The sequence below is a fragment of the Candidatus Thermoplasmatota archaeon genome, from assembly GCA_030018475.1.
Taxonomy (GTDB): domain Archaea; phylum Thermoplasmatota; class JASEFT01; order JASEFT01; family JASEFT01; genus JASEFT01.
The window spans coordinates 1-9714 of the sequence record JASEFT010000049.1; the positions used below are offsets into that span (position 1 = coordinate 1).

Sequence of the window (9714 nt, forward strand, 5' to 3'; positions counted from 1 at the left end):
TGTATACTCAATTGTGTTTACCTTTGCCGGAATAGCTCCTACTGTAATATTGTAGCTAGAAGTGTTGGCTTCTAAGGTGAGAGTAAGAGGCCCAGAAAGTAATCCTTGGGTCGCATTCCAAGCTACAAGAGAGTAACTTCCTATGTTTAGGGCAGTAAAGTTATATTCACCAGTTTCATCAGATGTGACACTCGAGTAATTCCCGGGATCGCCGCCGTAAGCCCATATCGTTATATAGGCTACCGGCGCACCGGTCTCATCTACGGTATACCCTTGCAACCACACTGTCTCAGGGCTTTTTATCCCTTTCTCTACATTTCCTATACTCACTATACTCAACGCGCTCGCTATCAGCATGCACACTATTGTTATTCCAATTATTTTAGCCGCTTTTTTCATTTTTCGACCACCTTGAACAAAGTAGATATTTGGTGGTTTATAAAGGTTTCGTTTTCGAGGGCGAGATATTTTTTTCTGTTTGTTTTTTATTTCATTCCGCTCACTAAATCTTCTAAAGCTTTTCTTTGATCTTTAGCTTTAATAACTCCACTTGCTAAAAGCACTCCGGAAGTGCCTAACTCTAAAGCTTTGGCTACGTCTTTACCATTCTTTATACCTGCTCCGCACAATACGCTAACTTTTGAATTCAATTTCTTAATCTCAGTTACAGCGCCTCTTACAATTTCAGGGTCTGCAGTAGTAACTGCAATCTCGCCCCCTATAAGTTCAGGAGGCTCTATTGCTATAAAATCGGGCGCTAGCAAAGAGCATGCTTTACTTACCTCAAGATTGTTAGTGCATACTACACTTACAAGTTCAAGAGCTTTACATTTCTTTACAATGAACTCAATATCTGCCAGCAGCAATCTTTTCTCAGAATGATTTATTAAAGTGCCTTTAGCGCCTACTGCTTTTATAGCTTCGCAAGTTATATGACCTGTTTTAGAGCCAGGCTCTATAGCATCTACATGCTGCGCAAGTACAGGTATTTTCACTTCCTTTGCTATCAATCCTAAATCTACATTTTGAGGCGCTATTGCAATTTCAACTTCATTTTCATAACTTATTTTTTCACAAAGTTTTGCAAGCTCTAATCCTTTTCTTCCTATGATCTCAGTATAAGCTTTGAAGTTTATTACAATAACTGGCGTTCTCATTTTTTTTATTTCTTCTCTCATCGCTCTGAATAAGGCAAAGAACTATTTACGCAAGTATAAAATCTTCGGCTTAGCCTTCTATATTTGGCGTGTAAGGATTAAAAGCAGGCTCAGCATAGAGCTGCTTTATACCTGCATGATAATAATCAAGCTTACCAGTCTCTACATATTCTTTAACGAAATAGTTTTTTGCATCTCTAAATGCAATTCCAACAGCTGCATCTTCGCTTACGAGCGATCTCAAGCAATAAAAGCTAATTTCAGGCGAGCCTTCAGTCCATTCTGTTCTAGTACCAGCAATATAAGCATTAGTGCCTACACTCATAAAAGACAGCGAAATTGTTTTGTCAATGTCTTCAACATCAATTCTACCTGCGGAGCATGAAATTAATATTAAAACAGAAGGTCCCAGCAAGCCCCATTCCTGCACGTCTTCACCTTCAATACTGTCTACCATATTGTAGCCGCTTGGCGAGCCATGCGCCATCACATAAATCATACTAGAAGATGTATAAAGTTTTAAAATATCCTGCGCTACAGTTTCGCCACTAAGCCTTCTTTTAGTTGTATAAACAAAATAATCATTTTGTAGTAAGTATCTGTGAGCTCGAGCATGCTCAGGCCTCATCATCCAGATAGCGCCATTCCAGTCGTCACCGCTGCCCACGTAGCCAGCGCTCTTCCATTCTGTGTTTGCTAAATTATTTGTTGTAGTAGCTCCGGCACCTTCGTTATAATTTTCTTTGTACTTATCATAGCATAAACTTCTAGAGAGAAGGCATGAAGTTGCACTGAGACTTAGTGCAATAGGTCTTCCGGAAGCAAGCTCTACAGTGAATTCGTTTTCATCTAAATTTGAATAGTAGTCGTCAGTAGCAATCCATTTTTTATCATCACCGATATCAACATATTTGTAATAAAAAGGTATAGAATAAGGACAGCCTAAAATTGCGATATAAGGATTTTCAAGATAACTTTGGAAAAACTTTTCGAACTTTTTTGTTTTATTAAGTACGTTATTTAAATCGACTTTTATTTTTACAGTAATATTATTTGCCATTGCTGCTATTTCCTCTTCACGCTCTTTAAAATTTACAAAAGCATCTTCAGGCAAGCGTTCATGCGAAGAAGCTACTACAATACCGGTTCTACCAGCTGCTAAGTAAGGTGCTAGACAAGATATTTTCGAGAGCCCGTGCTCAGAGTGCGTATCTTTTGGGTTTGTTAATACAATATAATTAAAGCTTCCAAATCTTTTGTACATAAAATCTAGTAATAGCTCTTGCGCCTCTTGGATAGAGTTAAGCTTCCAACTTTTTCCGTAACCTGAGAGCTCGCCGCATACAACTGTGTATTTTACATTAAGTGCTTTGAGGGTTGGCACAATGTTATTAACATTTTCTGTTACGAGCACTGGTATATTTAGATAAGAAGCTAAAGGTGCAATAGTAAGTGCAATTTCATAAGCTTGAGGCTGCAAAATTATCGCTCCATCGCTGCTCTTCCAGAAACGCTCTGCAGCAGCAATGGAAGCGCTTTCAGCTTCGCCCTCCAGCCTAAAGCTGCTCTCAGGACTGAAAATAGCTAGAAAATTATCTGATTGCTCGCCCTCTACAACTAGAGGAGATAATAATTTCTCTTCTCTATCGTAATACAATGCTACCGGCGTTCCTATAAGAGCAAAATAAGACATATTAGAAACAATTATTGTTGTGCTCCCTAACTTGCGCTCGGATCTAGAGTTGAGTAAATCTTCAAAGCTAGGTTTTTTAGCGTAAGCTAGTAAATAATAAGCGCTTGCAACTATAATGGAAATAATAATTATTACTGCTACGAGCTTCTTTAGTTTCATTACTTTTAATTATAGCTTTGCATGTATAAAAATTTATAACTTTAAATATAGACCACGGCAGCCAAGCAAGCACCGTAATGGTCCATAGGTATGGAAAGCTCCTCTATTTTATATCTAATAGATCCTAGCTCAACGCCTCTCAGCTTAGCCATTTCTTCTAACTTCCATTGCAAAATTTCTTTCATAGCTCTTTTGTTCATATGCCCATGACCCTCTGCCACGTAGCCTCCTTGTCTGTCTTTTCTAAATGCATAAGCTATACCTGCAGAAATAGTTTCACCTTCGCTACCGCGCATTTGAGCTAGTACACACTGCACTAGAGCTCCTGTCGGCAATTTCTTCTTGGGCACTTGCTTTATTGCGCCTGGGAGTATAGAAGAAACTGATATAATATTTTGCTCGCCAATACCTGCATTAAGCAACGCTTTGTCGAATGCGTTAAGGTCTGTAACCCTACTTATTGCTTTGCCAGAAGTAACGAAAAATTTAGTTGGTACTTCAAGCATTTCTTTGTCTTCCTTTACTCGATACAATAAACAGTTTCTAGCAACTTAATATTTTCGCATTTTTTTTTCCTCTTTTATTAGTTTGCTAGCTCTACTTAAAATACCAGCTAAATTATAAAATTCGCGTTGCGATAGCGTTGCCCTTCCTATAATTCTCCTAAACATAATTCTTGTATTGTCTTTTCTGTGCTCTGGGTAGTCTATCAAATCGAGTAGTTCGGAGAATTTATTAAACAAGATTGTCGTTTCAAATTTACTTGCACGCTTTGCTGTTTTTATTTTAGTGCCTGCCTTCCTTAACTCATATAAAATTACGGCTGCAGCATGCGCTACATTCATTACCGGATATTCTTTATCACACGGAATGCTCACTAACAAATCGCATTTTTTTAGCTCCTCTTTGCTCAGTCCAAAATCTTCTTTTCCAAATATCAAGCCTATATCAGCATTTAGCTTAGCGACTTTTTCTGCAAGTTCGCTTGGCGTGAGTGCAATTCTCAAATACTTTCTTTCTGAGATATTTGCAATACTTGTAGTGCCTATTGCATAATCTAGCCGAGCTATAGCTTCTTCAAAATTAGTTACTACTTTTGCATTTTCTAGAATATCTACACCATGCATTGCTCTTTTATAAGCTTCTTCGCCAATTTTGCAGGGCTTTACCAATATCAAGTTTGAGAACGAAAAATTTTTCATTACCCTTGCAACTGCACCTATATTACCATCATATTTAGGCTCTACAAGAATGACAGAAAACAACTAATATCCCTCAGGCTTTTTAGGTGCCCAAATCCAAACTCTAGTAATATGTGGAATTCTAACAATTACTGTGGTGAGTTTTAGCATGCTTGTGCCAGTATCGCCAATCATTATACCGCCGCCTGCCTCAGCTTCATAGCCCATAATAGGGACTGTTACAAGCGCTTCTCGCCATCTAGCATCTGTAGCTCTAGCTTCCATAACGTTATCTAAAACAATGGATTCGCCATCGTAATTTACAAGTTTGCCTTTAAAAGCTTGCCCGTCAACCATTACCACTACAATATCCTTGCCGACCATGCTTTTTAAATGCTCTTCAAGCAAGCTCATGGTAATCAAGAATAGATTTTCTAATTAATTAATGTTTGGGATAGCCCCGAGAGGATTCGAACCTCCGTCACCAGGTCCAAAGCCTGATATGATTGACCGCTACACCACGGGGCTGTCCAGTAAATTCCGCAACTTGGAATTTCTAGTCTGGATTTTAACGTTGAGATTCTATGCGAAGTTTAAGTAAATAGCTCTACTATTTCTTAAAAATTTTCGATTGTTCTCTCAGCTTCTCTATCGCTTCCTCAATTCTCTGGAGCACAAATTCTCTACCCAGCGATGCAAGCAAATAGCCAAGTCTAGGACCTTCTTCTCTGTTCAGTAGTATTTTATACAGTGCTTCAAAGCTTCTCTTAGGCTCAATACCCAATTCCTTTGAAAGTTCGTGAATTTTATTATGTATCTGTATAGGAGTGAACTCTACAATTTTAAGCTCCTCAGCAAATTTTCTGAGAAATTCTTTTTGAGATCTGCTCAGATCTACAAGAGGCAATGTTTCCTTGACTTCGAATTTAAACTGCTCAGGCGCATACTTACCTAGCCAGTTAATTGCGCGTTTATATTTATCCTCTAGCATTCGCTCAAATTCTCTGTCAGGCTTTATACCGAGCCTGTTTAAAATTGCCAGCAAGCTTGGAAAATCTTTAGCGAGCTGCACTAAAATCACCAAATGAGAGTATTCAAGCTGACAGAATTTTTCAGCAGGCTTCCCGAGCTGAGCAAGCTCATAACTTCTTTTTATATCTGATATTTCCTTTTCCAATGCGTATTTTTCAATGCCGTAATAAATCCTTTCAGTACGCTCATAATCTTCTGCAAGCCTGAGTAAGCTATAATTCATATCAATATCTTTATGCTTTGTGGGCTTCGTTCTGAAGAACAGATATTTTATGACTTGAGGTTCAACGCATTCTAGCATTTGTTCTGTAGTAATAATATTGCCTAGAGATTTAGACATTTTCTTTCCATCAACCATTATATGCTCGTAGAATACAGGATACGGTGGCTCGTAGCAATAAATCTCTTTAGCAATTAACTTTGCAGTATCGTAGGAGCCTCCTGCAGCAGAATGCTCTTTACCCAAAGGCTCGCAAGTTATATTTAAAAATTTCCAGCGTGCAGCCCACTCTATACGCCAGGGCAATTTACCGTTTCTTAAGCTACTGGCACCTTCGTAGTTACACCCAATTATTTTCTTTCTGCCAGCAATTCCGCCAACACATTTATAAAGAATATTTTCACCATCAAATTGATAAGCGTGTGTTGTTGCAATTTTACCGCACTTTTCACAGATAGGTTCAAATGGTAGCCAATCCAATGGTTTTTGAGCGCCCGAAACTTCTTTCAATATTTTTATTAGCTCTTTAGATTTTTCAATTGCTATTTTAGTATAGGGCAGGTAAATTCCTTTCTTATAAAGCTCTAAATCAGAATAAATTTCAGGCTTAATTCCTAGCTCAGCTAAAGTCTTAATAAAAGGCTTTGTGAAATGCTCTACAAATGAAGAGCAGCAATTGAAAGGGCACGGCAAACTTGATACAGGGATACCTAAATATTTATCAAATTCTTTTGGAATAGGCTGAGGAATGCTTCTAAGCGCATCTACGTCATCCATTATCCAAATACAATTTGCGCTACCGCCTTTTTCAGTTATAGCTCTAGCAATTGCATGAGCGATTATCACATCGCCCGCATTGCCAATATGTATAGAGCCTGAGATAGAAGTGCCGCTGGCAATTTTGTGTTTTTTGCCTTTTTTAAGCAACTCTTCTGCAACTACATCTACCCAGTGCATGTATTTACAAAGAAAGGTTAGGAAAGATTAAAATCTTTCTGATATATTATTAACTCGTGCTTGAATGTTTGGTAGTCATATTGCAATCGTTCTGGCTAATGCTACCTGCATACGTTTCTAATTCTTCTGCGGTACTTGTTGGCGGCGGCAAGCCAGTAGATTTGGGTAGGACTTTTTTTGATAACAAACGAATTTTCGGCGATGGTAAAACTTGGCTTGGATTAATAGGCGGAATAATTATAGGTATGGGTGTAGGAAGCGCGCAGATTGTTTCACTAAATATTGCAAAAATTTACAATTACTATAATAATTTCATTCCTGAGTTTGATACCAATACTAGTTTTGTTATCATTCTTTTCTGTCTGTGCTTTGGCGCAATGTTCGGCGACCTATTAAAAAGTTTTGTAAAGCGCAGGCTCGGTATAGAGCGTGGAAAGAAGTTAATGATTCTAGATCAGTTAGATTTTGTGCTCGGAGCATGGCTTTTTTTAATAATCTTTTCCAACGACTGGTTCTTTAGGTATTTTAAGCTTCCGCACATAATTTTTATATTACTTGTAACGCCATTATTCCATAGAGTTGTGAATGTGATAGGCTATAAATTGGGTAAGAAGAAGGTGCCCTGGTGAGAATATGCTGAAAGAAATGCTTAAAGAGTGTGGAGCAATAAAATTTGGCAAGTTCAAACTCACCTCAGGAAAAGAAAGCAATTACTATATAGACATAAAAGCTGCATCGCTTAACCCTAAAATACTTAGCAAGCTCGCGAAAGAGCTTACCGGAAAGCTTAGCGGTAAAGAGGAGAAAATTGCGTGTATAGAGTTAGGCGCTGTGCCTATTGCTACAGCAGTTGCACTTAAAGCAAAAATTCCTTTTGTTATTTTAAGGAAGGAGTTACGAGAGCACGGCACAAGCAAGCAAATTGAAGGAGAACTCAAGGAAGGAGAGTATGTGGTTGTAATAGAAGACGTAGCTACCACTGGCAATTCTATTCTTAAAGTTGTAAATGCAGTTAGAGAGAGAGGCGCAATCGTTAAGAGAGCAATTGTAGTGGTTGATAGAGAAGAAGGTGCTGAGAGTTTATTGAAAGAAAATGATATTGAGTTAATTTCTTTGATTAAGGTAAGTGAGCTGATGAAATGAAAACATTATTACAAATTCATCCTTAGCTTTTTCAAATGCTCCCTACTCCTTTCTATATGTGCTTTAGATGCAATATCCCAGCGATTCCATAGAGCGCCGTCAATTGCTTTTATACCTGCTAACGAAATTTCTCTGGCCTCTTCTATTGTAGCACCAATACCCACTACGCATACAGCTCTAGAGCCTAGCGCACGAATTTTCCCATCCTCACATAACTCTAAAGAGCCTGGATATACCCTAATATTATCTTTGTATTTCTCCGTTAGCTTGTATGCACCGCTGAGATCAACAACTCTATCACCAGAATATTTAGTTCTATAGCCGCCATAAGTCATAGGTACTGCGTAAGTTGCTACCGTCGCTTTAGGCGCAAATTTGAGCTCACTAAGTTTTCCCTCAAGTACTGCAAAGCATATTTCTACAAAATCATCTTCTAGAATAGGCAGTAAATTTTGTATTTCTGGGTCGCCAGGCCTAGAATTGAGTTCGAATATTTTCAATCCTTCTGAAGTGCATGTGAAAGCAACATAGAGCGGCACACCTCTTAGACCAATATTGTTACTGTTGCCCCTTAGCTTTTTGAAAATTTTAGTTCCTATTTCAATTGCATCACGCCAATCTTTTTCTTCCATCCAAGGCATATATTCTTTTTCAGCTTTATAAGAGCCCATTCCGCCAGTGTTAGCTCCTAAATCGTTGTCGAATGCTCTTTTATAGTCGCGTACCGCAGGAGTAGCCACTAGATGCTTGCCATCTGAAAAGAATTGCAAACTGAACTCTTCGCCTTTAATCTTTTCTTCTACAATTACTCCACAGTTTTTATAAATACTCAAAAAATGCTCCCAAAGCTCTTCTTTTGTATTGAAATGGTCTCCCCAGACGCCAACTCCTTTACCCATAGCTGGGGTATCTGGTTTTACAGCTACTTCGGTATTAAGTTCTTTTAACCACTTCAACAGCTCTTCTTTTGCCTCTTCTACTGTGCTATAGTCCTTTGGGTAGAATACTTTAAATTTAGGATTGCAGTTAGGAGCGCATTCTTCTAACAAAAATCGCTGGTAGACTTTACTGCCTTCTACCGCATATTCTTTTGTAGGGCATATTACCGGAATATTTGTTTCCTTTTCTAAAATATTACGTACCCCCTTAATTATAGGCTCTTCATAGCCAACAATTGCAAAATCTATATTTTCCTTGTTTTTTTTAGCGAATTCGCAAATTTTATCTAAATTACTTCCTGTGATTTCGTAGGCTTCGCATCTTTCGAGTATAAATGGGTTTCTCTGTTTGTCTGCATCGTAAATTTTAACTTTGTAATTTTCGGATCTACAAAGTGCATCTACAATTGCAGCTTCTCGCGCGCCGTAGCTTACAACTAAAACACCTACTTTTTCAGTCATATAAATTCCTCTTCTTCTGCCTCTTTTTTATTTTAAATGCTCCTGCCGGGATTTCCAGAGCTGAGCCGGCTTTTTTGTCAGCTCAATCTATGGAATTTTTACAAAATTCCATACGAACGTACGGAATTGCTTTGCAATTCCGTAGTAAAAGCTTCTTTGAACCCGGGTCGGCGGCTCTCCATGAGCCCTTTCACTTTTCTTTACATCTGCGGAATCGCTTTGCGATTCCGTACGATGTGACGGAGTTCTGTAGTAGAAAAGAGAAAGTGTTCGCGGGCTACGAAAGGCCGCAATCCTTATCCGGACTAGACTACAGGAGCTCAACCTCCAGAAATTACTCTTACAATTTCTAGAGTTTCTTCCTTGTCCAATACATCATCAATTGGTACTGGTGTATCGCCTCTTAGTACTATTACCGTGTCGGGATTCAAATTTAGTTTTTTAACTAAATCGTAAATTTTTGTATTTTTCGGTAGTTCTACTTCCTTTCGCTCTTTCTCAGGGGTTAAAATTACTTTAACCAGCATCGATACAATTATATCTCACGCAGTATTTAATCTTTCTATTATAGAAAGCCGGGATAGCTAAGTGGTTGAAAGCGGCGGCCTCGAGAGCCGTTTGTGCGTCGAGCACTTCGTGAGTTCGAAAGAAGCCTGGAGCTTTCGGAAATCTCACTCCCGGCGCTTTTTATAATAGGCAAAATATTTTTAATTGAATCAGTAGTTCCGAAGGTGTTTTTCCGAGTATAAATTAAATATTTTGTATGCCGTAC

At 38.5% G+C, this 9714-nt stretch carries 11 protein-coding genes and 3 tRNA genes; 3 read left to right on the forward strand and 11 right to left on the reverse strand.

Annotated features, from left to right (window positions below; translation table 11 throughout):
• The 8 genes from QMD21_06305 to lysS form a co-directional block, all read right to left on the reverse strand.
• A partial coding sequence (locus QMD21_06305; GenBank protein ID MDI6856376.1) for a carboxypeptidase-like regulatory domain-containing protein occupies positions 1 to 399 on the reverse strand: 399 nt, incomplete at its 3' end.
• A gap of 86 nt (positions 400 to 485) precedes the next feature.
• Entirely contained in the window at positions 486 to 1166 is a 681-nt protein-coding gene (gene tpiA, locus QMD21_06310) for a triose-phosphate isomerase (protein ID MDI6856377.1), read from the reverse strand.
• Between the two features lie 61 nt (positions 1167 to 1227).
• Complete coding sequence (locus QMD21_06315; GenBank protein ID MDI6856378.1) at positions 1228 to 3009, reverse strand: C25 family cysteine peptidase; 1782 nt, start codon at positions 3007 to 3009, stop codon at positions 1228 to 1230.
• A gap of 41 nt (positions 3010 to 3050) precedes the next feature.
• The gene (locus QMD21_06320) at positions 3051 to 3515 is read right to left on the reverse strand and encodes an arginine decarboxylase, pyruvoyl-dependent (protein ID MDI6856379.1); all 465 of its coding nucleotides are present in this window, start codon (positions 3513 to 3515) and stop codon (positions 3051 to 3053) included.
• A gap of 45 nt (positions 3516 to 3560) precedes the next feature.
• Positions 3561 to 4274, reverse strand: a complete 714-nt coding sequence (locus QMD21_06325) for an RNA methyltransferase (protein ID MDI6856380.1) — start codon at positions 4272 to 4274, stop codon at positions 3561 to 3563.
• A complete protein-coding gene (locus QMD21_06330) occupies positions 4275 to 4604 on the reverse strand; it encodes a hypothetical protein (protein ID MDI6856381.1) in 330 nt (109 codons plus the stop codon). It abuts the gene before it with no gap.
• 41 nt (positions 4605 to 4645) lie between these two features.
• A tRNA-Gln gene (locus QMD21_06335) sits at positions 4646 to 4718 on the reverse strand.
• 82 nt (positions 4719 to 4800) lie between these two features.
• Complete coding sequence (lysS, locus tag QMD21_06340; protein ID MDI6856382.1) at positions 4801 to 6399, reverse strand: lysine--tRNA ligase; 1599 nt, start codon at positions 6397 to 6399, stop codon at positions 4801 to 4803.
• 56 nt (positions 6400 to 6455) lie between these two features.
• On the opposite strand from lysS, the gene QMD21_06345 reads away from it, so the two are divergent.
• Together QMD21_06345 and pyrE are read left to right on the forward strand one after the other, a co-directional pair.
• Positions 6456 to 7028, forward strand: coding sequence for a CDP-2,3-bis-(O-geranylgeranyl)-sn-glycerol synthase (locus tag QMD21_06345; GenBank protein MDI6856383.1), 573 nt, complete (start codon positions 6456 to 6458; stop codon positions 7026 to 7028).
• A gap of 4 nt (positions 7029 to 7032) precedes the next feature.
• Positions 7033 to 7542 carry an orotate phosphoribosyltransferase gene (gene pyrE, locus QMD21_06350; GenBank protein MDI6856384.1) on the forward strand — a complete coding sequence of 170 codons (510 nt, stop codon included), beginning with the start codon at positions 7033 to 7035 and terminating at the stop codon, positions 7540 to 7542.
• A gap of 8 nt (positions 7543 to 7550) precedes the next feature.
• Here pyrE and QMD21_06355 read toward each other — a convergent pair whose 3' ends face one another.
• The 3 genes from QMD21_06355 to QMD21_06365 all read right to left on the reverse strand — a co-directional run bounded on the left by QMD21_06355 (position 7551) and on the right by QMD21_06365 (position 9469).
• On the reverse strand, positions 7551 to 8942 hold the full coding sequence (locus QMD21_06355) for a hypothetical protein (GenBank protein ID MDI6856385.1): 1392 nt from the start codon (positions 8940 to 8942) through the stop codon (positions 7551 to 7553).
• Positions 8943 to 8979: 37 nt separating this feature from the next.
• Positions 8980 to 9262 (reverse strand) — tRNA-Glu (locus QMD21_06360).
• Positions 9263 to 9469, reverse strand: coding sequence for a MoaD/ThiS family protein (locus QMD21_06365; GenBank protein ID MDI6856386.1), 207 nt, complete (start codon positions 9467 to 9469; stop codon positions 9263 to 9265).
• A 47-nt stretch (positions 9470 to 9516) separates the two neighbouring features.
• Here QMD21_06365 and QMD21_06370 point away from each other — a divergent pair.
• A tRNA-Ser gene (locus tag QMD21_06370) sits at positions 9517 to 9625 on the forward strand.
• The last annotated feature ends 89 nt before the right edge of the window (positions 9626 to 9714 follow it).

Coding starts and splice junctions, on each gene's coding strand:
- QMD21_06315 (MDI6856378.1), bottom strand. CDS start 3,009: ATGAAACTAAAGAAGCTCGTAGCAGTAATAATTATTATTTCCATTATA.
- pyrE (MDI6856384.1), top strand. CDS start 7,033: ATGCTGAAAGAAATGCTTAAAGAGTGTGGAGCAATAAAATTTGGCAAG.
- QMD21_06330 (MDI6856381.1), bottom strand. CDS start 4,604: ATGAGCTTGCTTGAAGAGCATTTAAAAAGCATGGTCGGCAAGGATATT.
- QMD21_06320 (MDI6856379.1), bottom strand. CDS start 3,515: ATGCTTGAAGTACCAACTAAATTTTTCGTTACTTCTGGCAAAGCAATA.
- QMD21_06355 (MDI6856385.1), bottom strand. CDS start 8,942: ATGACTGAAAAAGTAGGTGTTTTAGTTGTAAGCTACGGCGCGCGAGAA.
- QMD21_06365 (MDI6856386.1), bottom strand. CDS start 9,469: ATGCTGGTTAAAGTAATTTTAACCCCTGAGAAAGAGCGAAAGGAAGTA.
- lysS (MDI6856382.1), bottom strand. CDS start 6,399: ATGCACTGGGTAGATGTAGTTGCAGAAGAGTTGCTTAAAAAAGGCAAA.